General features: G+C 65.0%; 25 protein-coding genes. 9 read left to right on the top strand and 16 right to left on the bottom strand.

What is annotated here, in order from left to right; translation table 11 throughout:
• Nucleotides 1–44 precede the first annotated feature (44 nt).
• From XI04_RS12820 to XI04_RS12780, 9 genes are all read right to left on the bottom strand, one after another.
• On the bottom strand, nucleotides 45–1,214 hold the full coding sequence (locus tag XI04_RS12820) for a Gfo/Idh/MocA family protein (RefSeq protein WP_152102535.1): 1,170 nt from the start codon (nucleotides 1,212–1,214) through the stop codon (nucleotides 45–47).
• Between the two features lie 43 nt (nucleotides 1,215–1,257).
• Complete coding sequence (locus XI04_RS12815) at nucleotides 1,258–1,569, bottom strand: septal ring lytic transglycosylase RlpA family protein (protein WP_212475222.1); 312 nt, start codon at nucleotides 1,567–1,569, stop codon at nucleotides 1,258–1,260.
• Between the two features lie 103 nt (nucleotides 1,570–1,672).
• Nucleotides 1,673–2,518 carry a CmcJ/NvfI family oxidoreductase gene (locus tag XI04_RS12810; protein ID WP_212475221.1) on the bottom strand — a complete coding sequence of 282 codons (846 nt, stop codon included), beginning with the start codon at nucleotides 2,516–2,518 and terminating at the stop codon, nucleotides 1,673–1,675.
• Between the two features lie 241 nt (nucleotides 2,519–2,759).
• Nucleotides 2,760–3,698, bottom strand: a complete 939-nt coding sequence (locus tag XI04_RS12805) for an ABC transporter substrate-binding protein (RefSeq protein ID WP_271610238.1) — start codon at nucleotides 3,696–3,698, stop codon at nucleotides 2,760–2,762.
• Entirely contained in the window at nucleotides 3,695–4,795 is a 1,101-nt protein-coding gene (locus XI04_RS12800; RefSeq protein WP_271610239.1) for an LLM class flavin-dependent oxidoreductase, read from the bottom strand. The genes XI04_RS12805 and XI04_RS12800 overlap by 4 nt, the downstream gene beginning before the upstream one ends.
• A 21-nt stretch (nucleotides 4,796–4,816) precedes the next feature.
• A complete protein-coding gene (locus XI04_RS12795) occupies nucleotides 4,817–5,989 on the bottom strand; it encodes an acyl-CoA dehydrogenase family protein (RefSeq protein ID WP_038971184.1) in 1,173 nt (390 codons plus the stop codon).
• A complete protein-coding gene (locus XI04_RS12790) occupies nucleotides 5,983–6,780 on the bottom strand; it encodes an ABC transporter ATP-binding protein (RefSeq protein WP_028145403.1) in 798 nt (265 codons plus the stop codon). The genes XI04_RS12795 and XI04_RS12790 overlap by 7 nt, the downstream gene beginning before the upstream one ends.
• Nucleotides 6,774–7,796: an ABC transporter permease gene (locus XI04_RS12785; RefSeq protein WP_271610242.1), complete on the bottom strand. Its 1,023-nt coding sequence runs from the start codon at nucleotides 7,794–7,796 to the stop codon at nucleotides 6,774–6,776. The genes XI04_RS12790 and XI04_RS12785 overlap by 7 nt, the downstream gene beginning before the upstream one ends.
• Nucleotides 7,774–8,874, bottom strand: coding sequence for an ABC transporter substrate-binding protein (locus XI04_RS12780; protein WP_028145405.1), 1,101 nt, complete (start codon nucleotides 8,872–8,874; stop codon nucleotides 7,774–7,776). Before XI04_RS12780 ends, XI04_RS12785 begins: the two co-directional genes overlap by 23 nt.
• A 488-nt stretch (nucleotides 8,875–9,362) precedes the next feature.
• Here XI04_RS12780 and XI04_RS12775 point away from each other — a divergent pair, with 488 nt between their 5' ends.
• Nucleotides 9,363–10,343 carry an ABC transporter substrate-binding protein gene (locus XI04_RS12775; protein ID WP_038971187.1) on the top strand — a complete coding sequence of 327 codons (981 nt, stop codon included), beginning with the start codon at nucleotides 9,363–9,365 and terminating at the stop codon, nucleotides 10,341–10,343.
• Nucleotides 10,344–10,576: 233 nt separating this feature from the next.
• Here XI04_RS12775 and XI04_RS12770 read toward each other — a convergent pair whose 3' ends face one another.
• The gene (locus XI04_RS12770) at nucleotides 10,577–11,023 is read right to left on the bottom strand and encodes a hypothetical protein (RefSeq protein ID WP_028145407.1); all 447 of its coding nucleotides are present in this window, start codon (nucleotides 11,021–11,023) and stop codon (nucleotides 10,577–10,579) included.
• Between the two features lie 388 nt (nucleotides 11,024–11,411).
• Between XI04_RS12770 and glgC the strand changes: the two genes are divergently transcribed.
• From glgC to XI04_RS12755, 3 genes are all read left to right on the top strand, one after another.
• Nucleotides 11,412–12,674: a glucose-1-phosphate adenylyltransferase gene (gene glgC, locus XI04_RS12765; protein ID WP_028145408.1), complete on the top strand. Its 1,263-nt coding sequence runs from the start codon at nucleotides 11,412–11,414 to the stop codon at nucleotides 12,672–12,674.
• Entirely contained in the window at nucleotides 12,671–14,125 is a 1,455-nt protein-coding gene (glgA, locus tag XI04_RS12760; protein WP_028145409.1) for a glycogen synthase GlgA, read from the top strand. Before glgC ends, glgA begins: the two co-directional genes overlap by 4 nt.
• Nucleotides 14,126–14,369: 244 nt before the next feature.
• On the top strand, nucleotides 14,370–14,630 hold the full coding sequence (locus XI04_RS12755) for a SemiSWEET transporter (protein ID WP_028145410.1): 261 nt from the start codon (nucleotides 14,370–14,372) through the stop codon (nucleotides 14,628–14,630).
• Nucleotides 14,631–14,753: 123 nt separating this feature from the next.
• Here the strand turns inward: XI04_RS12755 and XI04_RS12750 are convergent, their stop codons facing one another.
• Nucleotides 14,754–15,548 (bottom strand): DODA-type extradiol aromatic ring-opening family dioxygenase, encoded by a 795-nt coding sequence (locus XI04_RS12750; RefSeq protein ID WP_028145411.1) that lies wholly within the window; start codon nucleotides 15,546–15,548, stop codon nucleotides 14,754–14,756.
• A gap of 150 nt (nucleotides 15,549–15,698) precedes the next feature.
• On the opposite strand from XI04_RS12750, the gene XI04_RS12745 reads away from it, so the two are divergent.
• Nucleotides 15,699–15,878 (top strand): hypothetical protein, encoded by a 180-nt coding sequence (locus XI04_RS12745; protein WP_028145412.1) that lies wholly within the window; start codon nucleotides 15,699–15,701, stop codon nucleotides 15,876–15,878.
• A 7-nt stretch (nucleotides 15,879–15,885) separates the two neighbouring features.
• Here the strand turns inward: XI04_RS12745 and XI04_RS12740 are convergent, their stop codons facing one another.
• Both XI04_RS12740 and XI04_RS12735 read right to left on the bottom strand, forming a co-directional pair.
• On the bottom strand, nucleotides 15,886–17,388 hold the full coding sequence (locus XI04_RS12740; RefSeq protein WP_271596743.1) for a carboxylesterase/lipase family protein: 1,503 nt from the start codon (nucleotides 17,386–17,388) through the stop codon (nucleotides 15,886–15,888).
• Nucleotides 17,389–17,469: 81 nt separating this feature from the next.
• Entirely contained in the window at nucleotides 17,470–17,718 is a 249-nt protein-coding gene (locus XI04_RS12735; protein ID WP_028145414.1) for a hypothetical protein, read from the bottom strand.
• Between the two features lie 188 nt (nucleotides 17,719–17,906).
• Between XI04_RS12735 and XI04_RS12730 the strand changes: the two genes are divergently transcribed.
• On the top strand, nucleotides 17,907–20,594 hold the full coding sequence (locus XI04_RS12730; protein WP_028145415.1) for a flavin-containing monooxygenase: 2,688 nt from the start codon (nucleotides 17,907–17,909) through the stop codon (nucleotides 20,592–20,594).
• A gap of 87 nt (nucleotides 20,595–20,681) precedes the next feature.
• Here the strand turns inward: XI04_RS12730 and XI04_RS12725 are convergent, their stop codons facing one another.
• Nucleotides 20,682–22,166, bottom strand: a complete 1,485-nt coding sequence (locus tag XI04_RS12725) for an MFS transporter (protein WP_271623704.1) — start codon at nucleotides 22,164–22,166, stop codon at nucleotides 20,682–20,684.
• Between the two features lie 9 nt (nucleotides 22,167–22,175).
• On the opposite strand from XI04_RS12725, the gene XI04_RS12720 reads away from it, so the two are divergent.
• The 3 genes from XI04_RS12720 (at nucleotide 22,176) to XI04_RS12710 (ending at nucleotide 23,899) form a co-directional block, all read left to right on the top strand.
• A complete protein-coding gene (locus XI04_RS12720; RefSeq protein ID WP_271611362.1) occupies nucleotides 22,176–23,096 on the top strand; it encodes a LysR substrate-binding domain-containing protein in 921 nt (306 codons plus the stop codon).
• A gap of 139 nt (nucleotides 23,097–23,235) precedes the next feature.
• A complete protein-coding gene (locus XI04_RS12715) occupies nucleotides 23,236–23,508 on the top strand; it encodes a hypothetical protein (RefSeq protein WP_028145416.1) in 273 nt (90 codons plus the stop codon).
• Nucleotides 23,509–23,593: 85 nt separating this feature from the next.
• Nucleotides 23,594–23,899, top strand: a complete 306-nt coding sequence (locus XI04_RS12710; protein ID WP_038947598.1) for a hypothetical protein — start codon at nucleotides 23,594–23,596, stop codon at nucleotides 23,897–23,899.
• 344 nt (nucleotides 23,900–24,243) lie between these two features.
• Here the strand turns inward: XI04_RS12710 and XI04_RS12705 are convergent, their stop codons facing one another.
• A complete protein-coding gene (locus tag XI04_RS12705) occupies nucleotides 24,244–24,399 on the bottom strand; it encodes a hypothetical protein (protein WP_018319756.1) in 156 nt (51 codons plus the stop codon).
• A gap of 115 nt (nucleotides 24,400–24,514) precedes the next feature.
• The gene (locus XI04_RS12700) at nucleotides 24,515–25,033 is read right to left on the bottom strand and encodes a septal ring lytic transglycosylase RlpA family protein (RefSeq protein ID WP_038947599.1); all 519 of its coding nucleotides are present in this window, start codon (nucleotides 25,031–25,033) and stop codon (nucleotides 24,515–24,517) included.
• Nucleotides 25,034–25,291 lie beyond the last annotated feature (258 nt).

Here is a 25,291-nt window from a genome sequence, read left to right as displayed (position 1 = left end):
GCGATCGACCCTCCCCCTCCAGGGGAGGGTAAGAGAAGCGTACCCTACAACACCACCCGTCGCCCCTCCTCCGCGGCCCAATAGCCGGCGTAGTTCACCTTGATCGTCTCATAGGCGAGCGCAAGGTCGGACAGCGGCTGCCGCCCGGTCGCGACGCATTCCATGAAGTCCTGGATCTCCTGCAGATAGCCGCGCGTCCATTCCTCCTCGAGGCAGACATATTGCCAGCCGGTTTTGCGGTCGACCTTCTCGGTGATGTAGACGCTGGCGAGCTTCTCCTCGGAGGTTTGGTAGCTCATCAGATGGTTGTTCGGGGTAATGTTGGCGAACAGCGAGCCGCCCGACGTATAGGTCTCGACCAGATTGCGCACGCCGCCCATGATCATGTCGCCGGAGAACACGGTGGCCTTGGTGCCGTCCGAGAAGGTCGCGGTCAGCGTGCCCCAGTCCTCGACATCGACGGGATTGGCCTTGATGTAGGTGCGCTCCTCCGGCTTGAGGCCGGCTGTGACGTTGCCGACATCGCCGGTGACGCTGGCCACGCGGATACTCTCGCCGCGCGCCTTCGCTTCGACCTGCTTGAGGTAGAGCACGGCGGAGAGCGGATGGCAGCCCATGCGGATCAGCGAGCCGCCGCCGGTCATCGCCCATTGCGCGGCGTGGGCCGCGTGCGAGCCGGAATGGCTCTCCTCGCCCTTCATGAACAGGATCTTGTCCTTGGTCGCCCTGATGATCTCCGCGGTCTTGGTCACCGCGGGCGCGTAGATCCAGTCCTCGGCGTACATGAAGAGCTTTCCGGTGCGCTCGATCGCGGCGCGCGTCTTGTCCATCTCCTCCAGCACGCGCTCATACATCAGCGCCTTCGGCACGTGCTTGCCGATCGGCGGCTGGTCGCCGTCGCGGCCGAAATAGCCGGCGAACGGCTTTTCGCAGATCACGTGCTTGCCGGCCTGCATCGCCGCGACGATCATTTCGGCATGAAGGTTGGGCGGGGTGCAGATGTCGACCACGTCGATCTCGCGGTCGGCGATCAGATCGGCAAAGCTGCGATGGACCCGCGGGATGTTGTGACGGCCAGCGAATTCGACGACGTGGTCGCCGCGCGCGGCCACCGCCGCGACTTCGACGTCCACGCCATAGACGCGCCGGAACGCATACATGTGCAGCTCCGACACGAAGCCGCAGCCGACGAGTCCGATCCTGATCCCGGCCATAGTGCCCCCTTGCTTTGGGCGGCACTATAGCGCGCCGGCCGGCCTATTCCACGGAGACTCGCACCACGCCGGCACTCATCATGCCGAGCGCGCGGGCGGCCGGCACCGAGAGATCGACGATACGGCCGCGGATGAACGGGCCGCGATCGTTGACGCGACACTGGATCGTGCGGCTGCCATAGGAGACCCTCAGCACGCTGCCGAACGGACGCGTCCGATGCGCGCAGGTGAGCTCGCCCTTGCCGGCTTTTCCGTAGCTGTAGTAGGAGGCGAGCCCGTTTTCGGCATGGGCAACAGAAAATGATGAAAACGAGAAAGTAGCGAGACAAAACAATAGCGTCGGCTGCGCGCGCACGGCACCGCTCCGGGTTGGCCCAGACCCGTCCCGCAAACGTCAGTTTGTTCCCTTCAGTTCCTGGAACTGCCGGAACGAATCCCGGCAGCGCCATCACACATTGTTACTGTCTGTGAAAAACCAGCGTGCGCACCTCGATGCTTTCGCGCGGCGCGGCATCATCAGGCGTGGTCGGATCGACGAAAGCGGTGTGCGGCCCGAAGCGGGTGCGGCCGTCGGTTGCGGAATCATAGCATTTGAGCAGCAGCGCCTCGTCCGGTGTCATCTCCGGAAAATAGAACCAGCGATGATCAGGATTGTATTTCACCGAATAGGTCTCGCCGCGGCGGTTGGGATAGATCAGGTCTGACGCCACGAGATCACCGGGCGCAACCGTGGTGCCGTCGGCCATCGCGAGCGGCGAATCGCGCAACGGACCCCGGATCGGACGCCAGAGGTTGATCACCTGGACGCGGCCCTTCAGCAGCTCTTCGGCTTCGTCAGGCAGATGCTCGCGCACCCGGTTGGCGCCGGAGATGGCGGTCTGGTCGACATGGACGCGTGTCGCCGGCTGGCGCGGGCCACCGCCGCGGATGTCGGCCGCGCCCTCGACGCGCTTGCGCACGGTATGGTCGAAGATGACGACGCGGTCGGCCTTCAGCGTCGCGCGCAGGAACGCCTCGACGGCGGGATAGTAGACCGCCCTCACCTCTGCGTCGTCGTAGAAATCCTTCACCCGGGTCGGATGGCGCACCAGCGCAAAGCCTTCGCGATCGAGCGAGAAATTGTTCGCGATCAGACGCGCATCGAAGATCGGAACCTGATGCGGCTCCGGCAGCGACGTACTCCTGGGCTCACCGGGCGGCGGATCGAAGGCGTAGGTACGCGGCTTGGCGGATGTCGGCGCGAGATAGTTGAGCTCGGCAGTGACGAAGGGAAGCGATTCGATTTTTGTTTCTTGCAGGCCCATGGCCGGTCTCCCGATGTGGTCGTCGGATTGATTTTTGAGGGCGCGCGACGTGGCACAAGAGGTGCGATGCAAATAGCAATGAGGATGTTGTCGGGAGCGAAGAATGCAGAAGGAACGTGTCGCGCAAGACGATTGCGCTGGAACGGGTTCTTCCTACTTCACGGATGCTTGAGTGTTGGTGATATATCGTGCCCCGGCTCTGCGGAGCAGCTTGCACCGCGTCCGGGACACGAGGACTTCGCTACAACCCCGCCTTCGCAATCGCATCCGCAAAGGAGCGATCGACGATCTCGGCGGCATCGAGCTTCTGCTTGATCAGGCCCCAGCGGAAATAGAGGTCGATCGTGCCCTGCTCGTCCGCGACGACGCCGTCGTCGATCGGCGCGATGCGGATTTTTGCGCGCGAGAGCCAGTTCTGCGGCACGGCGACCGGGATGTTCATCAGCCTGCCCCAGGTCTCGGCATAGCTGTCGACATTGTTCAGCGACCATGCGCGCGCCGCGGTGAGGCGGCGGATGAAGTCGGTCAGCTCGGCGCGCTTGTCCCTGATCGCGTCAGGCCGCGCCACCTGGAAGCTGAGGCCCGGCGTCAGGCCTTCCGAGCTGATGATGCGCCGCGATCTGAACAGCACCTCCTCCTGGCTGACATAGGGCTCCCAGGTCGACCACGCATCGACCGAACCTTGCGTGTAGGCGATCTTGGCATCGGACGGCGCGAGGAACGCGATCTGCACGTCGCTCGCGCTCCAGCCGTTCTTCTCCAGCGCCGCGAGGATCAATTGATGGCCGATCGAGCCGCGGCCGGTTGCGATCTTCTTCCCGCGCAAATCGGCAAAGCTCCTGATCGGCGAATTCTCCGGCACGAGGATCGCGAGCCCCTCGCGCGTCTGCCGGATGGCGGCGATCGCCTTCACCGGCGCGCCCGAGGCGGCGGCGAAGGTGAAGGGCGCGTCGCCAACGAGCCCGGTCTCGATCGCGCCCGCGCTGAGCGCCTCCAGCAGCGGGGCCGCCGCCGGAAACTCCTTCCACTCGATCTTGTAAGGAACGTCCTTGAGCACGCCGGCCGCTTCCATCACGGCCTGCGAATTGCCCTTCTGGTCGCCGACGCGCAAAGTGGTTTGCGCTGGCGTCAGCTCGAACGAGCCGAACAGCAGCGCGCCGGCCAGCATGAGACGGATCATTCCGCGGCCTCGCCACGAACGGCCTGGCGCCTGGCGACCAGCTCTCGCGTCAGCGGGATCAGCTCACGACCATACTCGATCGCGTCGATCAAGGGATCGAAGCCGCGGATCAGGAAATGGCTGATGCCGAGATCGTAATAATCGCCGAAGACTTCGGCGACCTGCTCGGGCGTGCCGACCAGCGCGGTGGTGTTGCTGTTGGCGCCGGTGAGCTTTGCGATCTCGGTCCACAGCCGCTTGTCGATGCGGCTGCCCTGGTCGGCCAGCGCGAGCAGGCGCCGCGCGCCGGCAGTGGCGTGGCCGTCGGCGGGCTTGCGATAGCCGGTCCTGTCCTGCAGCGCGGTGGCGCGCGCCAGGATTTCCTCGGCCTTTTCCCAGGCCTGCTTCTCGGTGGGGGCAATGATCGGACGCACCGACAGGCTGAAGCGCGGCGTCGGCCGGCCCTGCCTGACAGCGGCGTTGTGGACGCGCGAGGTCACATCGCGCACCTGCGCGTAGGACTCGCCCCACAGCGCAAACGTGTCGGCGTGCTTGCCGGCAACGTCGATGGCCGCATCCGAGGCGCCACCGAAATAGACGCGGATGCCCTCGGGCCGATACGGCTTCACCTGCGAGAAGGCGTTCTCGACCTGATAGTACCTGCCCTTGTAGGTGAACGGCTTGTCGCTGGTCCATTCCAGCTTGAGGATATCGAGAAACTCGGAGGTGCGGGCGTAGCGCTCGTCCTTGTCGTCGAGCGTGTTGCCGTCCTGCCTGAGCTCGGTGACATTGCCGCCAGTGATGACGTGGAGCGCAACCCTGCCGCGGGAAAACTGATCGAGCACGGCAAACTGCCGCGCCAGCAGCGTCGGGGCGGTGAATCCCGGCCGCTGCGCGATCAGCACGTTGAGGCGGGAGGTCGCGCCAAGAACGTGCTGCGCCACCTGGAGCGCGTCGGGCGAGGTCGAATGAAACGCCAGCAGCGCGCGATCGAAGCCGGCATTCTCATGCGCCTTCGCCACCGTCTCGATGTGGGTGGGGTTGAGCACCGGTCCCTCACGGACAACGGTCTCCGACGAATTGTTGTTGCTGATGAAGCCGATGAACTCGATCGACATGATCGTCTCCCTGTTGATGTCCTAGAGGCCCAGTGCGGCGCGGCCGAGGCCGATGCGCGTGGAATCATCCTGCGGCGTGTGCACCCGACCGCACAGCACGTCGCGATAGTGCCGCTCCAGCGGATTGGCGCGGGACAGGCCGTGATTGCCGGTGAGGGACAGTGCATCCTCGACCACGGCGATCGCGTTGTTGGTGACGGTGAGCTTGATGACGTTGGATTCGCCGGCAGAGAGTCCAACGCCGTCGTCGAAATCGCCTGCAAAGGAGGCGATCAGCCGCGCGTTGACCGCGAGCCTGGCTTCGATGGCACCGAGGATCTCCTGTGCGCGAGCCAAGGTCGCGAGCGGCGCGCCGAGGCTGGCGGGCACGCGCTGCTTCAGGAACCTGATCAACCAGTCGCGCGCCGCGCGGGCAACACCGTCGTAGATCGCCGCGACGAAGACCGTGTGGATGGCGGCCTGTGCAACGTCGGGCGCACGCCAGTCCGCCGGCTTGCGCACGTCGACCTCGGCATCGAGGGGGATCACGACGTCGTCGAAGATGACGTCATGGCTGCCGCTCGCGCGCAGGCCGTGATGATCCCAGGTCTCGACGATGCGGGTGCCCGGCAGGCCCGCCGGCACCAGGAATTGCCCGACGCGCGGCTCGGCCTCATCCGTCCGCGCCCAGACCAGGTACCATTTCAGGATCGGCGAGCCCGTCGAATAGATCTTGTGGCCGGAGAGGCGCCAGCCGGTCTCGGTGCGCCGCGCGACCGTCGCCGGCAGGCCGCCGCGCGCGGGCGAGCCGAGCTCGGGCTCGACCCGCAGCGCGTTGACGAGCGCAAGGCCCTCGACGCTCTCGCGCGCAAGCTTGCGCGAGTGCCGCACCGGCCAGGTCGGGCTGCGCGCCATCACGAGATGATTGATGTAATGCATCGACAGCACCAGCGCGGTCGACGGGTCGGCCTTGCCGATGATGCCGATGACGCGCGCAGTGTAGCGCGCACCGGCGCCGGCACCGCCATGGACCGCCGGCACCGTCAGCGACAGCAAGCCCGCTTCGGACAGCTCGCGAAAATTCTCGAAGGGGAAGCTGCCGGTGCGGTCATGCTCGGCCGCGCGTGCCGCGAAACCTTCGGCCAGCGCTTCGGCACGCGCGATGTAGTCGGGCTCGCTATGGGCCGCGCGCCCCCTGGCTACGGATGTCACCATGTTGCGTCCAATCCCAGCAGGCCGAGGATCTGGCGGCGCAGATCGGCGAGATAAGGATCGCCGCGATGACGCGGATAGGGCCGGTCGACGCGGATGTCGGCCTTCACGCGTGCGGGACGATCGCTGAAGACGATGACGCGGTTGGCGAGCACGAGGGCTTCCTCGGCGTCATGGGTCACGAGCAGCGTGGTAAAACCCTTGCGCTGCCAGAGCGAGACGAGCTCGGCCTGCATGGTGATGCGGGTCAGCGAGTCGAGCTTTCCGAGCGGCTCGTCGAGAATCAGGATCTTGGGATCGTTGACCAATGCACGCGCCAGCGCGACACGCTGCGCCATGCCGCCGGAGAGCTGGTGCGGATAGGCGTTGCGGAACGACGCCAGTCCAACCAGATCGAGCGCGGCATCGACACGATGACGCTGGCTCTTGAGAATGCCCTGGGCCTCGAGGCCCAGGGCGACGTTGTCCCAGACCGACCGCCAGGGAAACAGCGTCGGATCCTGGAACACGACCACGCGCGAGGGATGTGGACTCCTGATGCGCTCCTCGTCCTCGCGCAATCGTCCAGCCCTGGGTTTGTCGAGGCCGGCGACGAGGCGCAGCAAGGTCGACTTGCCGCAGCCGGAGGGGCCGAGCAGCGCGACGAACTCGCCTGGCTCGACCGAGAGGCTGACGTCGCTGAGCACCGGCAACTCTGCGCCGTCGATGTCGAAGGCGTGGCTGACCTGCTCAATGTCGAGCGCGGCGCCGGCGGCCGGATGCGTGACCGCTTCAGCCAAAGCTGCGGCTACCATTTCACAGTCCCCTTCTGCCAGACCAAGAGACGATCGCGGATCGCAAACAGCAGCGTGATCGCACCGGAGCAGAGCAGCGACATCACGATCAGCGCCGCATACATGTTGGCGTAGGCCGCCCAGCCCTGCGCCCATTGCAGGTACCAGCCGAGCCCGGCCTTGACGCCGATCATCTCGGCAACGACGAGCACGGCGAAGGACGAGCCGAGCCCCATGAACAGGCCGACGAAGACGTGCGGCAACGCCGCGGGGATCGCGGCCTTCAGCACCAGGAAGGACGGCTTGGCGCCGAGCGTGCGCGCGACGTCGTAATAGGCATTGCTGACGCTCGCGACACCCGACCAGGTCAGCACGGTGACGGGAAAGCCCGTTGCCAGCGCGATCAGGAAGGTCGAGGCGCTCCAGCTCGACGGGAAGGTGAAGAAGGCGATCGGCAGCCAGGCCGTTGCCGGCAGCGGGCCGATGAAGCGTAGCACCGGATGCACCCAATAGCCGACCGCGCGCGACCAGCCGATCGAGACGCCGGTCAGGAAGCCGACCGTGGCGCCGATCAGATAGCCGCCGAGCTGAAGCTTGACCGAGGCGAACACGCTGTCGAGCAGCTTTGGCAAATCGTCGGTATAGACCTCGATGATCGACTGCGGCGGCGGGAAGAACGGCAGCGGCAGCCAGGCGAACTTTGCCGTCGCGACCTCCCACAGCGTCAGGAAGGCGCCGAGCGCGACCAGCCAGGGCGCGCGCTTGTGCAGGGCCTTGCCCGCCGATCCCAGATAATCGGCACCGATGGTGCCGAACAGCGCGATGGCCGCGATGACGAAGGCGGCGATGCCGAGCGAATGCGTGCGCGACCAGTCGCCGACATCCGCCCACCACAGGCAGGACAGGCCGAAGGCGATCCAGGCGATGCTGGCGAGCACACCGACGCCGGATTCCTTCGCCCAGTTCGCCAGCAACGGCGCGCGCGAGAGGCGCGGCGCGCCGGAGGCAAGGCCGTCAGACAGCGAATACGTCGACATAGATGCGCTCCGCGAATTTGGCCGTGTCGGTGCTCGGCTTGAAGACCTGCACGCTCTTGAGATCGTCGGCATAGGCCTTGAGCTCGCGCTTCAGCACATCGCCGACGGGATGATGATGGTGGGTGTGGTAGCGCACCATGCCCTCGATATCGGCGAGCGTGGCCGCCTTCGGCGCGTAGGGCTGGAACGATTTTGCGGCGGCCGTCGCATTCTGCGAGCTGAACATCGCGGCATCGAGCAGCGCCTGTGTGATGGCGCGCGCGACCTGCGGCTCCTCCCGCACCAGGCTGCCGCGCAGGCCGAGGATGCAGCAGCTCTTTTCACGGAATTCACCGTCGAGATTGGAGGCGACCTCCTTGTACTGGGTGTCCTTGAGCCAGAGATAGGCCAGCGGATCGGAGGACAGGAACGCCTGCACCTCGCCCTTCTCGACGGCGACGTTAAGGAGGTTGCCGGGATAGGCGCGCCAGTCGACGTCCTTGTTCGGATCGATGCCGAGCTTTGCCAATTGGATTGAGAAGAAGTTCTTGTCGGGACCGGCGAGATCGCCGACCGCGACGATCTTGCCCTTGAGATCGGCGAGCTTGGCAACACCGGAATCGGCGCGCGACAGCACGCGCATGCAGCCGCCATGGGTGCCGGCGGCGATCTTGACGTCAAAGCCCTGCTCCAGCGGCTTCAGCCAGCGCAGCGCCATGCCGAGACCGGCATCGCTCTTTCCCGTCGCGATCGCCTCGAGCAGTTGATCAGTCGAGCCGGAATAGTTGACGAGCTCGACGTCGAGATTGTGCTTCTGGAAGAAGCCATGCTCGATGGCAACAGGCACCGGCGCGAGGCAGACGGCGCCGGCATTCCACGACAGTTTCAGCTTGCGCGGCGCGCCGGTGAGCGCGGGCGCATCGGACGCCGTCCGGCACAGCGGAAACTCCGAGAAATCGATGCCGGATGCGATGCCGCGCGGCGCAAAAGCCTGCGCGCCCAGCGCGCCGAGCGGCGCAGCGAAAGCTGCCGCAAGCCCCGCCTGGAGCAGATGGCGCCGGTCGAGCCCCCGTCCGCCGCGCTTGTCGTCGTTGTTCATCAGTCCCCACTCCTGCGCTGGCACGACTCCGCCCTTAGCGCAACGCTTCACGTTGCGCATGGTCCGTACGGAGCTGCGTTGAGAGAAAATTATTCCGCCGGCGTTTGTCGCGCCGCGTTGATGCGATACGCAAATCATGCGGCGCGCTCGCCGCATCGTCAATGAAATGGAATTTCGAATGTGATGCGAAGCAGGGTCATTCTCTCCATCAGCGCGCGCGGGAACGATGAAACGATTTTCGTGAATGCGGTTGCTCCCGGCGATCGCCACAAGCGCGCATCTGCCTAGATCCCATGCATCTTTCTCCCGCAGGACCATCGTGTTCTCGCGCGCAAGGATTCAATGAAACGTCCTTGCCCGATGCGCGCGCAATACGGTTGGCCATTTCATTGACTGCACTTCGCTCGGTCATAGACTCGATCGTCTCGCTGCATCGCTCGCTCACGCGTCGTGAGCCAAAGTCACAAGCACGCAACAAGACAGGCTATATGAGCATCAACTCCCACGATCATTCCATCACCCGCCGGCTCGCCGCTTCGCTATTCGCCGCCGCCATCACGCTATCGGCGACTGCCGCGTCGTTTGCCGCGGACACCGTCGTGCTGCGCGTCGGCGACCAGAAGGGCGGCAACCGCTCGCTGCTCGAGATCTCCGGCTATGCGAAGGACCTGCCCTACAGAATCGAATGGTCGGAATTCCCCGCCGCGGCGCCGATCCTGGAAGCGCTCAACGCCGGCGCGCTCGACGTCGGCTACACCGGCGATCTCTCCTTCCTCTCGGTCTACGCCGCGGGCGCGCCGATCAAGGCGATCGGCGGCACCAGGTCGGATGCGAAGACGCAAGCCATCCTGGTGCGTCAGGACTCGCCGATCAAATCGGCCGCCGACCTTAGGGGTAAACGCCTCGCCGGCACGCGCGGCGGCTGGGGTCAGTTCCTGATCGACGCGACGCTGGAGAAGGCGCAGATCAAGCTCGAGGATGCGACCTTCGCGCCGCTCGGCCCCGTCGATGCCAAGATCGCGCTGGTCGCCGGCTCGATCGACGCCTGGGCGGTGTGGGAGCCTTACGTGTCGTTCGCGACGCTGAAGGACAAGGCGCGGGTGATCGCCGACGGCGAGGGCCTGACGCCGACCATCACCTTCATTGTCGCCTCCGACAACGCCATCGCCACCAAGCGCGCGGCGGTGCAGGACCTGGTGCAGCGGCTGAACAAGGCGCGGCTGTGGTCGCTGGATCACGTTTCCGAATATGCCAGGAACACCGCCGAGCTGACCAAATTGCCGGAAGACGTGCTGCTGTCAGCCTACACAGCGCAACGTACCAGCCCGATCGTAATCGACGAGAACGTGGTGAAGGAGGTGCAGGAAGCCTCCGATCGCTCGACGCGTTACGGCATCCTGCCCAAGAAGCTCGACGTCAGCAAAGCCGTCGACCGCCGCTTCACGGCTGCGGCGGCGGGATCGAATTAACTTCCAGCGGATGACACTTGACACCCCAACAAAGGTGCGCTCCCTCCCCCCTTGTGGGGGAGGGAGCGGAGAGAGCGCTGCTGTTGTCCGAACTCAATTCGACTTCAATCCTTCGCGCTCAGAATGGAGACGGCCTCGCCTCAAGGCCGGCCGGCTGCATCTCGCCGCTATCGTGCTCACGCATTTCGCCTGCATGAGCCTGATCGTGTGGCTCTCGCTGTAGCTTCGGGCGATCACCAGTATCCGCGATAATAAGGCCGGTAGTACGCGCGCGGCCGGTAATAGCCATAGCGGTAGCCGTAGTACGGACGGGGACGGTAATAGGAACGATATCCATAACCGTAACCCGGACCATAGGCGTAACCCGGTCCATAGCCGCCATAATAGGCGGGCGCATAACCATAGCCATAGCCGCCGTAATACGGACCGCCGCCGTAATAGCCGTAGCCATAAGGCGCGCTGCTGGCGATGGCGCTGCCGATGATCGCGCCGGCGAGGAGGCCACCTCCGCCCCATCCCCAGCCACGACCGCGCCAATGCACCTGCGCGACATCGTCACCGACAGCGGCCTTCATGGTCGCGACGTTTGTCGGCAGCGGTGCCGCTGCCGCCTGTTGAATTTGGCCGGCGATGACCACGCCGGCGACCGAACAAGCAATTGCCGTTTTCCAGATCCTCATCGACTTGCTCCCTGTCTGACGTCTTGCTTGGAAAAGGATCGCAGCGGCATGATCGGGCATCTTTGCGCCAAGTCAAAGCCCGGATTTTCAAGCCCGGATTTGCGTGCGGCGCACAAGCCTCGTCCAAGCCTCGTCCAAGCCTGGTCCATGCCTCGCTGCGAGCCGGCTGCCGGCATGCGAGGCGACCAACGTGCCCCGCTCTGCCCGACGTGACACCGGGGCGATGCCGGAGCCCCGCGGCCAAGGCAAAGCATTAAGCTTCTCGCCTGCGCAACCAACAACCTACTTCACGATTGACTATTCGTACCGTTACTATCGGTTCCAATGGCGCGAGGCTTCTCGCGACAAATAGCCTCGGCCTGCGCCGGGCGTGAGTGGGGAGGACGACATGAGTGCCGCGAGACCCGAGCCGCTTGCCCGTCAGGCGCTGGCGTTCGTCCTGGCCGGCGGACGTGGCAGCCGGCTCCTGGAACTGACCGACCGCCGCGCCAAGCCAGCCGTCTATTTCGGCGGCAAGTCCCGCATCATCGATTTCGCGCTGTCGAATGCCGTCAATTCGGGCATCCGCCGCATCGCAGTCGCCACCCAATACAAGGCGCACAGCCTGATCCGGCACCTTCAGATGGGCTGGAACTTCTTTCGCCCGGAGCGAAACGAGAGCTTCGACATCCTCCCCGCGAGCCAGCGCGTCTCCGAGAACATGTGGTACGTCGGCACGGCGGATGCGGTCTACCAGAACATCGACATCATCGAATCCCACGCCTGCCGCTTCATCGTGGTGCTGGCCGGCGACCACATCTACAAGATGGACTACGAGGTGATGCTGCGCCAGCACGTCGACAGCGGCGCCGACGTCACGGTCGGTTGCCTGGAGATGCCGCGGACGGAATCTTCGGGCTTCGGCATCATGCATATCGACGAGAACGGCTGGATTCAGGAGTTCCTGGAGAAGCCGAAGGATCCGCCGCCGATGCCGGGCAAGCCGGACGTCTCGCTCGCCAGCATGGGCATCTACGTGTTCGACGCGAAGTTCCTGTTCGAGGAGCTCAAGCGCGACGCCGAGGACCCGAACTCGAACCACGATTTCGGCAAGGACATCATTCCCTACCTCGTCAAGAACGGCCGCGCGATGGCGCACCAATATTCCACCTCCTGCGTGCGTTCCGGCAGCGACCCCCGCGCCTATTGGCGCGACGTCGGCACGGTCGATGCCTATTGGGCCGCCAATATCGACCTCACTGACGTCGTGCCCGAGCTCGACCTGTTCGACAGCTCCTGGCCGATCTGGTCCTATGCGGAGATCACGCCGCCGGCGAAATTCGTTCATGACGAGGAGAGCCGGCGCGGCCAGGCCGTGAGCTCGCTGGTCTCGGGCGGCTGCATCATCTCCGGCGCCTCGCTGCGCCGATCGCTGCTGTTCACCGGCGTGCGCATCAACTCATACGCCAATGTCGAGAACGCCGTGATCATGCCCTATGTCAGTGTCGGCCGCGGCGCTCGCCTGAAGAACGTCGTGATCGACCGCGGCGTCGAGATTCCGGAAGGACTCGTGATCGGCGAGGACCCGGCGTTCGATGCCAAGCGCTTCCGCACCACCGAGCAGGGGATTTCGCTCGTCACTCAGCCGATGATCGACAGGCTCAATACATGAGGCCTGTTCGCGTCCTCGCGGTCGCTTCTGAAGTCTATCCCATCGTCAAGACCGGCGGCCTCGCGGATGTCGCCGGCGCGCTGCCGATTGCGCTGAAGGCGCATGGCGTCGAGATGCGCACCTTGATGCCGGGTTATCCCGACGTGACGCGGATCGTGTCGAACGCAGAGGAAATCCGGAGCTGGCCGGATTATTTCGGCGGACCGGGCCGGCTGCTCGCGGGCTCTCACGACGGGCTCGACTTGTTCGTGCTCGACGTGCCACATCTCTATGCGCGGCCGGGCAATCCCTATGTCACCACCGAGGGTGTCGACTGGCCGGACAATGGCGTGCGCTTCGCGGCGCTGTCGCGCATCGCCGCCGATATCGGCCACGGCCTCGTCCCCGCCTTCGTACCCGATGTCGTGCACGCCCATGACTGGCAGGCCGGGCTCGCGCCAGCCTATCTGCACTATGACAATCGCCCGCGACCCGGCACCGTGATGACCATCCATAACATGGCCTATCAGGGCAAGTTCGCTCCCGAGCTGATCGGTGCGATCGGCCTGCCCTGGCACGCGTTCAACGTCAATGAGATCGAATATTTCGGCGGCATCAGCTTTTTGAAGGCGGGCCTGCAATTCGCCGATCGCATCACGACGGTGTCGCCGACCTACGCACAGGAGATCCAGAGCGACGAAGGCGGCATGGGATTCGGTGGCCTGTTGCGCGCACGCGCAAACGTGCTGAGCGGCATCCTCAACGGCATCGACGTCTCGGTGTGGAATCCGCAGGACGATCCGCACATCGCCTACCGCTACGGCGCGGAGGACCTCACCTTCCGGGCCGCGAACAAGGCGGTGCTTCAGCAGCAGTTCAATCTCGACTCCTCCGACGAAGCGCCGCTGCTCGGCGTCATCAGCCGGCTGTCCTGGCAGAAGGGGCTCGATCTGCTGCTCGAGGCCATTCCGACCATTCTGGCCGAAGGCATGCAGCTCGCGCTGCTCGGCAGCGGCGACCGCGATCTCCAGGATCGCTATCAGGCCGCGGCCCGCGCCAATCCCGGACGGATCGGCGTCGTGATCGGCTATGACGAGATCCTGGCGCACCTGCTCCAGGCCGGCTCGGACGCGCTGATCGTGCCCTCGCGCTTCGAGCCGTGCGGCCTGACCCAGCTCTGCGCGCTACGCTACGGCGCCGTCCCGATCGTCTCACGCGTCGGCGGGCTCGAGGACACCATCGTCGACATCGGAGAGGCCGACGCCGCCGACCGCGATGCCACCGGCTTCAAGTTCGCACCCGTGACGGCGGAGGCCCTTGCCGGCAGCTTACGCAAGGCCAACACCGCCTTCCACGACAAGCCGACCTGGCGCCAACTGCAACGACACGGCCTTGCGACCGACGTCTCCTGGCGCAACCGCGCCGGCGACTATGCCGCGCTCTATCGTGGGCTCACGGCGGAGCGTGCCTGAGGCGCAAAACTATCGTATGTAGAAAACCACCCTGCGGCGCATCCTTCGAGACGCCCGCTTTCGCGGGCTCCTCAGGATGAGGGCGGAGTACACGGCAACGAAGTCGGCAGCACCGGCGCTGCTTAGCCTCATCCTGAGGAGGCGCGTAAGCGCCGTCTCGAAGGACGAGGCGCGCGCGCAGACTGCCGCCTGGATGGCCGCTCCGGAAGCATGACCGTCGTCGAATCCATGCTATAGAGCCGGCATGGACCCGTTCGTGATCAAGCTGATCGGCTTTGCCGCCGCAACCTGCACCACCGTGGCCTACGCGCCGCAAGCCATCAAGGTGTGGAAGACCCGCTCCACCGGAGACATCTCGCTCGGCATGTTCCTGGTCATGGTGCTGGGCCTCGCGCTCTGGCTGATCTACGGCCTGCTCTCGGGCGATGCGCCGCTGGTCGCCGCCAACGCCATCACCATGCTGCTCGCCGGCGGCATTTTGTTCATGAAGCTGAAATACGGATGAGGTCGCGGGATGCCGTAGGGCGGATTAGCCGAAGGCGTAATCCGCCACCTTAATGCCGCACGACGGCGGATTACGCCGGCGGACTGCGCTTCGCGCAGCCGCGGGCTAATCCGCCCTACGAATTCATCCAAACACATACGACGCCATCGCCACGCCTGCGACCTCGTCGACGAAGACGCGCTTGCCGATATCGCTGCCGGCGGCGCCGGCGGCCACCATCAGCGGCAGCAGATGGTCCTCGCGCGGATGCGCCAGACGCGCGCTCGGTGCATTCTCCCAATCCACCAGCATCGCGTTGCGGCGGGCCGGATCCGGGTTGCTGATCGCCTCGTTCAGATAGGCCTCGAAGTCATACGAGACCGGCTTGGACTCGGGCCGGTTGAAGCCACGCATGTTGTGATAGGTCAGCCCGCTGCCGACGATCAGGATGCCTTCATCGCGGAGCGAGGCAATCGCCTCGCCGACCCTGATGTGCTCGGCCGCATCGTAAGCAGACTTCAGCGACAGCAGCACGATCGGCATATCGGCGTTCGGATACATCAGGCCGAGCGGCACGAAGGTGCCGTGATCAAAACCCTGGTTGGGATCTTCCCGGCATTCCAGGCCGGCCCGCGTGAGCAGCGCCTTCACCTCGGTCGCCAGTTCGGGCCGGCCCGGCGCCGGATATTTGAGATGATAGGTATGCTCGGGGAAACCGTAATAGTCGTACACCATCGGCGGCTGCGCCGAGGTCGAGACGGTGAAGGCATCGGCCTCCCAATGGCCAGTGATGACGAGCACGGCCTTTGGTCTCTCCGGGAGAAGCTGCGGCAACCGGCCGAACTCTTCGGCGGTTCTGGCATATTGCACCCGCCGGTCCTCCATGAAGGGCCAGGGGCCGCCGCCATGCGACAGGAACAGGGTCGGAAATCGCGTCATGGGGCTTCGTCTCATCGGCACTCTGCGCGTGCCCGCGCGTCCGGCGGCGAGCATAGGCAAACCGGCATGGTTAGCAAGTCGTTAACGATTTGCCGCCCAAAATCCCCGGCGTGGCCGAAGCAGTCGGCCTGAAGACAAGTGAGACGTGAGATGAAGAAGTTTGCGCTGGGGGACGTCGTCAACAGTGACAAGGGCCGCCGCGGCATCGTTCGCGCCGCCTTCAAGTCGCGCGAAGGCCAGCAGTTCTATGCCGTCGAGAAGGACGGCGCGATGGACTATCTGGAGGAAGGCCGGCTGACGCCGGCGCCCCGCGTCGAGCTCGCCGCTTAAGTCCAGCTCATTTCTTGCTCTCGCCTGCGATACGGTCGAGACGCTCCGACCAGGGGTCGTCTCCGCTCGCGATGTGATCGTTCGCGATCAGCAGCAGGCGATCGCGGCCAGCGACGGAATCCCAATGCGGCAGACCGGGACCGTTGGGATCGCCGCTTCTGGCGAAGTTGATCCAATAGGACCGCATGCGGCTTGCGACCTCGCGATCAGCCCGCGAGAAGATGCCCGCTCCCGGCACGCCTTCTGCACCGAAGATGAACTGCAGCTCGCGCCCATGCCCAGGCCCAGGATTGGCGCGACGCGCCTCGGGCACATAGGCGAAGCGATAGCGAAAGGTCGCCGCGCCGCTTGCGGCATGCAGGCGCGCCAGCAGTCTTGCGGGCTCGGAAAAGACCTTGTCGGTGTAGAATCGTGCCGCAACATCCGAAGGCTTAACAAGAGAAGGCTTGGCGAGAGAAGGCTTGGCGAGATCAGGATAGAGCTTGCGCAGCTCATCGCTTGTGAGGCCTGACGCTGCAAGCTCCTCCTTGACATCGAACTCGCCGTCGAAACCCGTCTCGTCGTCGTTCGAGCCGATGATCAGGGGAATGCGGCTTTGGTGTCCGGCCGCAAAGCCTGCCGCGATATCCTCGGTCACCAGAGCTCCGTCCATCATCGGCGCGAAGCCGTACCGCGATTGCTCCAGCAGACGGCTTTCGGCGGCAAGCAGGCGTCGCGGTCCGGCGGCACGCAAATCCGCCTGCGGTCCGAGCGCCGCCACGAACTGCCGGCCCATCGCCTGCGCATCCTGCGCCGAGCGCAGGGGCGCGCGAGCGGGCACCGATTGCAGAATGGCCTTCTGGAACAGATCGCGCGACTGCGCGGACAGCATCAGAAGCGCGATCGATGTCGCGCCTGAATCGCTGCCGAACAAGGTGACATTGTGCGGATCACCGCCGAAGGCGGCGATGTTGTCATGAACCCAATGCAGCGCGGCGATCTGGTCCATCAGGCCGTAATTGCCGGAGCCGCCGTCCGTCAGCGCAGGATCAGTGAGCCAGCCGAGCACGCCAAGGCGATAATTTGCGGTGACCACGATGAGGCCGGCCTGCGCCAGCCTGGCACCGTCGAACAGCCGCTCATTCGCGGTGCCGCCGATGAAGCCGCCGCCATGGATGAACATCATCACCGGCAGCGGGCCGTCGACCCCGAAGGGACGGAACACGTTCAGCGTCAGGCAATCCTCGCCCGCATCAGGCAAGGACGGCTGAAGGCACGGCGCGCCGTAATCGTAGGCGGTGTGCATCTCCGAACTTTCGGGCGTCGGCTGCGGCGGTCGCCACCGCAGTGCGCCGACCGGCGGCGCCGCATAGGCCAGTCCCTTGAACGAGGCCACCTCACCCTCGACGGCGCCGAGAATCTGTCCTTCACGCGTCAGCGCGAACGGAAACTGTCCGACCGGCTGCGCCACGGCCGAGCCAGCGCAACACAGGACAATGGAGGCCGCAAGAAGCGCGAGCAGGGATCGCATCTTCGGTGCATCTCGATGCGCGGAACGGTTTCCTGCAGGTTACGTCCGCGGCCGTCGGCGGAGCAAGCCTGCCGGCTCACACTAACCGCGCTTTGCGAGAATCGCCGCCAGTGCGTGCCGCGCGACGATGCCGAGCTCGCCGAGCGTGGAGTGCCCGGCCCGCGCGGCTTCGATCAGGCGTTCGGCGATGAACCTGCGGCTGTCGTGATCGCCGCCATGCGGCAATTGCCTACACGTCTCCTCCAGGACGACGTCCATGTTCGCTTTGGTCCGCTCACTCAACTCTGTCATGACGCCCGGCCGGTACGCGTGGCTTGTAACCGCAAGCATACACAGGCGGATCGGGCATGATTAGCCCGGGCAATCACGGCCATTGTGCATCGCGGTGCGTGTAGTGCCGCAACATTCACGCGCCACGGTGACGCCGCAAACGCCTACCGAAGATTGCACTTGCTGTGATGACAAGCCGTGCATGTGGCTATAGCCTGCCGGCAAAACAAAACATACGGGAGGATGTCATGCCTGATGCGATGGTTGCCACACGTGCCTCCGATGAGCGCGGAACCGCTCAGCAGGTCGATGTCGCCGTGGTCGGCGCCGGCTTTGCCGGCCTCTATCTCCTTCATCGCCTGCGCAAGGCCGGCCTCTCGGCGGTCGGGCTCGAAGAGGCCGGCGACGTCGGCGGCACCTGGTACTGGAACCGCTATCCGGGCGCGCGCTGCGACATCCAGACCATCGACTACAGCTACACCTTCGATCCAGAGCTCGAGACGGCCTGGACCTGGTCGGAGAAATACGCGACCCAGCCCGAAATCCTGCGTTATCTCGGCTTCGTCGCCGACCGCTACGACCTCAGGGGCGACATCCGCTTCAGGACCAAGGTCACCGAAGCCAAGTGGGACGAGAAGGCCGAGCGCTGGCAGCTGACCACGGACAATGGCCCACCTGTCTCCTGCCGCCACTACATCATGGCCACCGGCTGCCTCTCGGCGCCGAAGCCGCCGGAGATCGACGGCGTCAAGGATTTCAAGGGCGAGGTCTATTTCACCGGACGCTGGCCGCATGGCGGCGTCAATCTCGCGGGAAAACGCGTCGCCGTGATCGGCACCGGCTCGTCCGCCATCCAGTCGATCCCGCTGATCGCCGAGCAGGCCGCGCATCTGACCGTGTTCCAGCGCACGCCGAACTTCGCGCTGCCTGCGCATAACGGGCCGGCGCCATCGGACCGCATGAGCCTGCTGCAGTCCGATCGCCCGGCCTATCGCGAGCAGGCGCGCCAGTCGATGGCGGGCGTGCCCTATCCGCAGCAGACGGTCGTGAGCTGGCAATTGAGCGATGCCGAGCGTCGCGAGCGATTCGAACGTGCCTGGGCCGCCGGCGACCTCGTCCACATCCTGACCCAGCTCTGGGCCGATCAGGCCGTCGACGTCGACGGCAACAAGATCGTCCAGGACCTGATCCGCGAGAAGATCCGGGCGGCGGTCAAGGACCCCGAGACAGCGGCGGCGCTCACGCCGCACGATCATCCCTTCGGCGCAAAGCGTCCCTGCCTCGACACCAATTATTACGCCACTTACAACCGGCCGAACGTCACGCTGGTCAATCTGCGCCAGGAGCCGATCAAGGCGATCACGGCGAGTGGCATCTCCACGAACGGCCGCAGCGTCGACGTCGAAATCATCGTATTCGCGACCGGGTTCGACGCCATGACCGGCGCAATCCGCGCCGTGCATCCGATCACCGGGCGCGGCGGCAAGTCGCTGACAGATGTCTGGGCGCAGGGGCCGCAGACCTATCTCGGGCTCACCGTCGAAGGCTTTCCCAACTTTTTCATGATCACCGGGCCCGGCAGCCCGTCGGTGCTGTCGAACATGGCGGTGTCGATCGAGCAGCATGTCGACTGGGTGGTCGACCGGCTCGCCGCATTGCGCGATGCCGGCTTCACCACGATCGAGCCGACCGAGACGGCGCAGGCCGGCTGGGGCCGGCACATGGCGGACTGCTCGATGGTGACGCTGCATCGGCTCGCCAACACCTGGTACACGGGCGCCAACGTCCCCGGCAAGGTGCAGGGCCTGATGCCCTATACCGGCGGCGTCGGCCCCTATCGCAGCATCTGCGACGAGGTGGTCAGCCGCGGCATGCTCGGTTTCAAGCTCACCGGCCCTGGCGGTGCAGAGCAATGCAATGACGGCGAGGTGGTGCGGCTGCAGCCGGATGTGCGGCTGGTGCTGAACCTGCTCGCATCGCTGAACCTGCCGCAGATCGAGTCGATGGGCGCGCTCGGCGCGCGCGAGTTCGTGAACGAGTTCAACAAGGGCCGTCCCGCCGGGCGGCCGATCGGCGATATCGTCGATGGCACCCTCCCCGTCACCGATGGCGCGCTGCCATACCGCGTCTACAAGCCGGCAACGCCGGGACCGCATCCGGTCGTGGTCTATTTCCACGGCGGCGGCTGGGTGCTCGGCGACGAGCAGTCGGACGAGCCGTTCTGCCGCGACATGGTGCGGCGGACCGGCATGATGTTCGTCAGCGTCGGCTATCGTCACGCGCCGGAGCATCGCTTCCCGACCGCTGCCGAAGACGGCTATGCGGCCACGCGCTGGATCGCCGAGCACGCCACTGAGCTCGGCGGCAAGCCGGGCCCGGTGCTGGTTGCGGGCTGGAGCGCCGGCGGCAACATCGCCGCCGTCACCTGCCAGCTCGCACGCGACCGCGGCGGGCCGGAGATCGCCGGTCAGCTCCTGATCTGCCCGGTCACCGACTGCACCTTCGATCGCCCGTCCTATAACGACAATGCGACCGGCTACTTCCTGACGCGCTCGCTGATGTACTGGTTCTGGGACCTCTACTGCTCGCCGGCGGACCGCACCGATCCGCGCGCCTCGCCACTCCGCGGCAAGGTCGAAAGGCTGCCGCCGGCCTTCGTGACGACCTGCGAGTTCGATCCGCTGCGCGACGAAGGCATCGCTTATGCCGAGGCGATGGCGGCCGCAGGCGTCCCGGTCGAGCAGCTCAAGGCGCACGGCCATTTCCACTCGTCCTTCACCATGGTCGATGTGGTGATCACGGGCGTCTCGGGCCGGGTGCAGATGGCGGAAGCCTTGCGGCGCTTCGCCGGGCTGCCGCCGGAGGTCAGCCGCGGTGACGAGCACTGCCACGGGCTAGCCAGCCCGGGGCAGAGAATCGCGGCGGCGGCGAGCTGATCATGACACCGCGGCCGGGAACCTTTTCCCGGCCGGCGTGGCGATTGGTGTGGCCCGGCGGCCGGCTCTTGTATCGGCCAGCTACAGCTACGGCTGATGGTCAGGCAGCAACATCGATGCGGCGATGAGGCCGCCTGCTGATCCAAAAGCGGCAACAAGCCAGGGCCACGCGTAACCGGCAGCCGTTCCGTCGCCCGATAGCATCGCACCGAGCGTTGCGACGCCGAGTGCGAATCCGGCCTGCCTCATGACCACGGTGACCGCCGAGGCCATACCCGCTTGGGCCGGAGGCACCAACGCAACGACCGCGCTCGACAGTTGCGGATGCGCGAGGACTGCGCCAATCCCGGTCAACAGCATTCCGGTTGCCGCCGCAGCGAGAACGACTTGCGCGTTCGGGAGCCAGCCGCTCGCCGCCAGCACCAGAATGAGATCGCCTGCCAGCAGCGCCAGCATCGCCGTCGCGAACAGCCGGCGCCAGCCCCAGCGTCTTGCCAGGCGAGCACCATAGGGCGGCAGCAGAAGCATCGGCAACGTCGCAAAGAGCATCGCGAAGCCAACGGACGGGCCTGCCCAGCCGAACGCTGCGCTCAGGAACGGAGGCAGATAGACGAGAACCGCCCAGTATCCAACGGAAACAGCAATCAGCAGCGAGGAAATGCCGACCATGACCGGCCGAATGAACACAGCGGGGTCGAAAATCGGCACGGGCCGGCGCCGCTGCTGCATCACGAAGATGGCGAGCAGACACCCGCTCAGCCCGAGGCCCGCTGCAATCCGGGCCGGCATTGCACCTCCCGTCAGCAGGCTCTCGATCGCAATTCCAAGCGCAAACGTGAGAAGCACGACGCCGCTCCAGTCCAGCGGGCGGCCGTCAGGATCACGCGACTCTGCGACCAGCCGCGGAACGGCGAGAAGCGTGAGCAGACAAAGCGGAATATTGGCCAGGAAGATCCAGCGCCATCCGAACCAGGCTGAGACAAGTCCCCCGAGCGTTGGTCCGAGCGCCATGGCGATGCCTGAGAGCACGCCCATGAACGCAAAGGCGCGGGCGCGCTCGTCAGGCCGAGCATAGGCACTCGCAAGCAGCGCGATGCCTCCAGTGATAACGAACGCCGCGCCAAGGCCTTGAATTGCACGCGCCGCCCACAGCATTGGACCGCCCGCCGCAAAGCCGCAAATGATCGATCCGACCAGGAACACGACGTTGCCGCCAAGCAGAGCGCGTCGACGTCCATACTTGTCGGCCAGCGCGCCGGCAGCGAGCAGCCCACCGGTAAATGCCAGACTATAGGCATCCATCACCCAGGCATAGGCAGCGCCGCCGAAATCGAGTTCGGCGGCCATAACCGGCATCGCGACAACAACGGCGGTCACGTCGAATTGCGTCAGAAAGGCCGCCATGCCGAGCACCATCGCTGGCAGCAGGTCGTGCCAACGGCTTCGGGGCTGCATATCGGGTTCAGGCGTGATCATCGTTGTCTCGTGGTGAAAGCGTCTGATACCGATATGCATCCCAGGGCGAGGCCCGCGCCAATGCGATGTATTCACATCGGCATGAAAATACTTCATGATGATGCAATGCGCTCATTTCCTCCCTTCGACGGGCTGATTGCGTTCGAGGCCGCCTTGAGACATGCGAGCGTCACGCGCGCCTCCGCAGAGCTCGGGCTCACGCAGAGCGCGGTCAGTCATCGGCTTCGCAAACTCGAGGACTTCGTCGGGACGCCCCTCCTCATTCGACAGCCGAGCGGCTTATGCGCCACGCCCTCAGGTATTGCTCTCTCGAACGAGTTGGCAGGCTTGCTGGACAGGATGGCGGATTTTCGTGCGCTTTGTCGCGCCGCCGCTCCGCCTCCGGCCTTGAAAGTCGGCGTCGGAGCAGCGCTTGCCGACTATTGGCTCGTGCGCCGCTTGCCCGATTTTGCGCAGACGCATCCCGGCATATCGGTTGAGCTGGCCATACGTGAAGCCGATGCACACGCGAGGTCGACCGATCTTGACGTTGCAGTGCTGTGGCAACCAGCCGCGGGCTTGAGGCCAACGTCTACGCAGCGTTTGCTATTTCGCGAGCATGTTTACCCCGTCTGCCACCCACGCCTGCTGCCCGGCCAGCGACCATTGACCGACGTGACGCGCCTCAAATCGTTGCCGCTCCTGCACAAAGGCCGGGCTGGCGAAGACCGTGGGGCCGAGTGGTCATGGATCACCTGGTTCGAACGATTGGGCCTCGGCCGCCCGCCACCCGCCGAGATACGTTTTGCAACGATAGCTACCGCCATAGCCGCCGCCCTCGCCGGCAACGGGATCGTGCTCGCGCGCTCGCTGCTGGTCCAGGATGCGCTCAAGGACGGGAGGCTGGTACGGGTGCTTCCGCAATCGTGGGACTTGCCGTTGAGCAAGGGTCAAATCGTGCGCTGGCCGCCGGCAATGGCCAAAGATCCCCGCGTGAAGGCGTTTGTCAGCTGGATATTGCAAATTCCGAAAATTCCCAACGATTGAGCCTTACGCCGTAGCGGATTGCCGGGAACTATTTCCTGGGTCATCGCGTTGGGGTGCTTGCGGCATGAGATTTAGCGACAGGTATGGGCCCCGGTACGCAAATCCGCGTGCTGGGATTTTTTTTGCGTGAGGTGGGACGATGGGGGACGCGGTTGCGGAGTCAAAGGTCGATTTCGGTGCGCTTGCGGCCCTGCATAAATGGCCGTCGCTCGCAAACCAGCGCCGGCCGGACCGGGAATCATACCCGATAACGGAAGGCACTCTGGACGAGTGCATCTCGGCGTTCATGGGGAAGCCGGCCACGACCCGGCATCTCTATGAGATCCGGACAGCGGCACAGCCGCCGCTCGTGACCGGCATCCTCTCGCCCGAACACGTCATCGAGCTCTCGCGCTGGAGAGAATTTCTCTGACGGCGCTTCACATGCAGGCGCGTAGGAACTTTCTGCCGGTTCTTCCCGTTAGGGGAGATCGGAAGTCAAGGCGTGAGTGCCTCACATGCTTGCAGCTGGCGTACTACCCCCGGTCGTGCCCTATGGCGCAGACAAGACCCTGTTCGTGGTGATCGACCGCCTCGACCAGGCGACTGAGATTCGCATCGAGCGGAGCGATCTCGAAGCCACGATCGGCGAGTTCGTCGCCGGCTGCTTCAACGACCCCATCAAGGTGATTTCGTTCAACACGCTCGAACATTGGATGAAGGACATCTCGACCGACGTCGCCGGCGCGATAAAGGCACGCTGCGACATCTATGGCATAGAGCTGCCCGACTATCTCAGCGACTTCGTCGACAGCCATAGCTGAGGACACATCCACCTCATCGATTGCCTCGGCTCGCAGGAACAAAAAAAGCGCCGCTTCCGCGGCGCTTTTCGTGCGGCAACATTTTCAGTCGAGCATGATCTCTTCGGACAACCGCTTCGCGCTTCGCGCGAACGCGGCCCTCCGGGTCCGGATCATGCTTTAGTGGTGCCAGAACAATGCCAGCAGCAGAACGATCGGCAGCGGCACGCCAAGCAACCAAAGCAAAGCACCTCGTCCAAAACCCATGACGTCCTCCTCTTCAATCACTGTCATGACGCAGGAAAAAGGAAGAAGTTCCGCGCCTCTCAGCGAGGGCGAATGCGTTCAGCGCATGGATGCGGGAGTTAAGCGCGGCGGTGCTTGCCGGCGATGACCTCGATCTCGCGGCGGCGCTCGCCCGCGAAGGTCAGCAGCCTTTCGATCGTCAGCGTATCCGTGATCCGTTTGGCGAGCCGCTCGGCGCGCGCAGCCTGATCTTCGAGATACTGGATCGTGTTCAAGCGCCGCCTCCCCAGAAGGCTCCGAACCTGGAGCCCCGACTTGTTGGACACCCATGGTGCGACAGAGCAGCTAACAGCCGGTTAAGTGCGCGGGTCGATCTCGACGGGCCGGGCCTCATTGCACGACGTCGAGCCGGACATTGGTGATGCCCCTATCGACCATGCCGAGCGCCTCGGCCGCGGAAGGCGAGACGTCGACGACGCGTCCGCGGATATAGGGACCGCGATCGTTGACCCTGACGGTCACGAAGCGGCCGGAGGAAACGTCGGTGACGCGCAGCTTGGTGCCGAATGGCAGGGTCGGATGGGCCGCGGTCAATTCGTTCTTGTCGAACTTCTCGCCGCTCGCAGTCTCCGTATCCGAATAGAAGCTGGCAACGCCGTGCGAGGTCGCTTGCTTTGCATCGCCATCGGGAATGCGCACCCGGCTGACCGGCCTTGGATGCAGCGCCGCCACCCGGTGCGGCCGCTCGACCGCGGCCTGCCGGCCGGTGGCCGCGAGATCGGCCTTCTGGCGGCCGACCGGCGATTGCGCGCAGGCGGCGAGCGAGGCGGCCCCGACGATGGCCAGCAGCAGCCGGCTCGAGGTTGCCAGCGAAATCCGGGCAGTTTCGGCACGTGCAATGCGAGACATGATGCGCCCTCCGAACTGCCCGGAATTTCGGTGGGCAATGAGGGCAGAACCTTGTCGGAACAAAAGCGGGCGTGGGGCCGCCGCCGTTTCGCGTCAGCTGTGACGATTCGACCACAGTGACGCGTCCTGAATCGGGACAGCCCGCCGCTGGCGGGCCCTCAGGATGAGGACGGAGTGTGCGGCAGCAGTCATGACGGGCACCGATGCCGCTTAGCCTCATCCTGATGAGGAGACCGCGAAGCGCGTCGTCTCGAAGGA

Origin of the sequence: Bradyrhizobium sp. CCBAU 11430 (assembly GCF_028128855.1) — a bacterium.
GTDB classification, from domain to species: Bacteria; Pseudomonadota; Alphaproteobacteria; order Rhizobiales; family Xanthobacteraceae; genus Bradyrhizobium; species Bradyrhizobium ottawaense.
Note: the sequence above shows the minus strand (reverse complement) of the source record. Positions and strands in the feature narration are given on the sequence as shown.

Bases quoted from the DNA above. Each gene is read 5' to 3' on its own strand.
- XI04_RS12750 (WP_028145411.1), bottom strand. From the start codon at position 15,548: ATGACGCGATTTCCGACCCTGTTCCTGTCGCATGGCGGCGGCCCCTGG.
- XI04_RS12800 (WP_271610239.1), bottom strand. From the start codon at position 4,795: ATGTCGATCGAGTTCATCGGCTTCATCAGCAACAACAATTCGTCGGAG.
- XI04_RS12785 (WP_271610242.1), bottom strand. From the start codon at position 7,796: ATGTCGACGTATTCGCTGTCTGACGGCCTTGCCTCCGGCGCGCCGCGC.
- XI04_RS12740 (WP_271596743.1), bottom strand. From the start codon at position 17,388: ATGCGATCCCTGCTCGCGCTTCTTGCGGCCTCCATTGTCCTGTGTTGC.
- XI04_RS12805 (WP_271610238.1), bottom strand. From the start codon at position 3,698: ATGATCCGTCTCATGCTGGCCGGCGCGCTGCTGTTCGGCTCGTTCGAG.
- XI04_RS12715 (WP_028145416.1), top strand. From the start codon at position 23,236: ATGGGGGACGCGGTTGCGGAGTCAAAGGTCGATTTCGGTGCGCTTGCG.
- XI04_RS12775 (WP_038971187.1), top strand. From the start codon at position 9,363: ATGAGCATCAACTCCCACGATCATTCCATCACCCGCCGGCTCGCCGCT.
- XI04_RS12700 (WP_038947599.1), bottom strand. From the start codon at position 25,033: ATGTCTCGCATTGCACGTGCCGAAACTGCCCGGATTTCGCTGGCAACC.
- XI04_RS12725 (WP_271623704.1), bottom strand. From the start codon at position 22,166: ATGAAGTATTTTCATGCCGATGTGAATACATCGCATTGGCGCGGGCCT.
- glgC (WP_028145408.1), top strand. From the start codon at position 11,412: ATGAGTGCCGCGAGACCCGAGCCGCTTGCCCGTCAGGCGCTGGCGTTC.
- XI04_RS12735 (WP_028145414.1), bottom strand. From the start codon at position 17,718: ATGCTTGCGGTTACAAGCCACGCGTACCGGCCGGGCGTCATGACAGAG.
- XI04_RS12710 (WP_038947598.1), top strand. From the start codon at position 23,594: ATGCTTGCAGCTGGCGTACTACCCCCGGTCGTGCCCTATGGCGCAGAC.
- XI04_RS12770 (WP_028145407.1), bottom strand. From the start codon at position 11,023: ATGAGGATCTGGAAAACGGCAATTGCTTGTTCGGTCGCCGGCGTGGTC.
- XI04_RS12720 (WP_271611362.1), top strand. From the start codon at position 22,176: ATGCGCTCATTTCCTCCCTTCGACGGGCTGATTGCGTTCGAGGCCGCC.
- XI04_RS12795 (WP_038971184.1), bottom strand. From the start codon at position 5,989: ATGGTGACATCCGTAGCCAGGGGGCGCGCGGCCCATAGCGAGCCCGAC.
- XI04_RS12780 (WP_028145405.1), bottom strand. From the start codon at position 8,874: ATGAACAACGACGACAAGCGCGGCGGACGGGGGCTCGACCGGCGCCAT.
- XI04_RS12755 (WP_028145410.1), top strand. From the start codon at position 14,370: ATGGACCCGTTCGTGATCAAGCTGATCGGCTTTGCCGCCGCAACCTGC.
- glgA (WP_028145409.1), top strand. From the start codon at position 12,671: ATGAGGCCTGTTCGCGTCCTCGCGGTCGCTTCTGAAGTCTATCCCATC.
- XI04_RS12745 (WP_028145412.1), top strand. From the start codon at position 15,699: ATGAAGAAGTTTGCGCTGGGGGACGTCGTCAACAGTGACAAGGGCCGC.
- XI04_RS12790 (WP_028145403.1), bottom strand. From the start codon at position 6,780: ATGGTAGCCGCAGCTTTGGCTGAAGCGGTCACGCATCCGGCCGCCGGC.
- XI04_RS12820 (WP_152102535.1), bottom strand. From the start codon at position 1,214: ATGGCCGGGATCAGGATCGGACTCGTCGGCTGCGGCTTCGTGTCGGAG.
- XI04_RS12810 (WP_212475221.1), bottom strand. From the start codon at position 2,518: ATGGGCCTGCAAGAAACAAAAATCGAATCGCTTCCCTTCGTCACTGCC.
- XI04_RS12730 (WP_028145415.1), top strand. From the start codon at position 17,907: ATGCCTGATGCGATGGTTGCCACACGTGCCTCCGATGAGCGCGGAACC.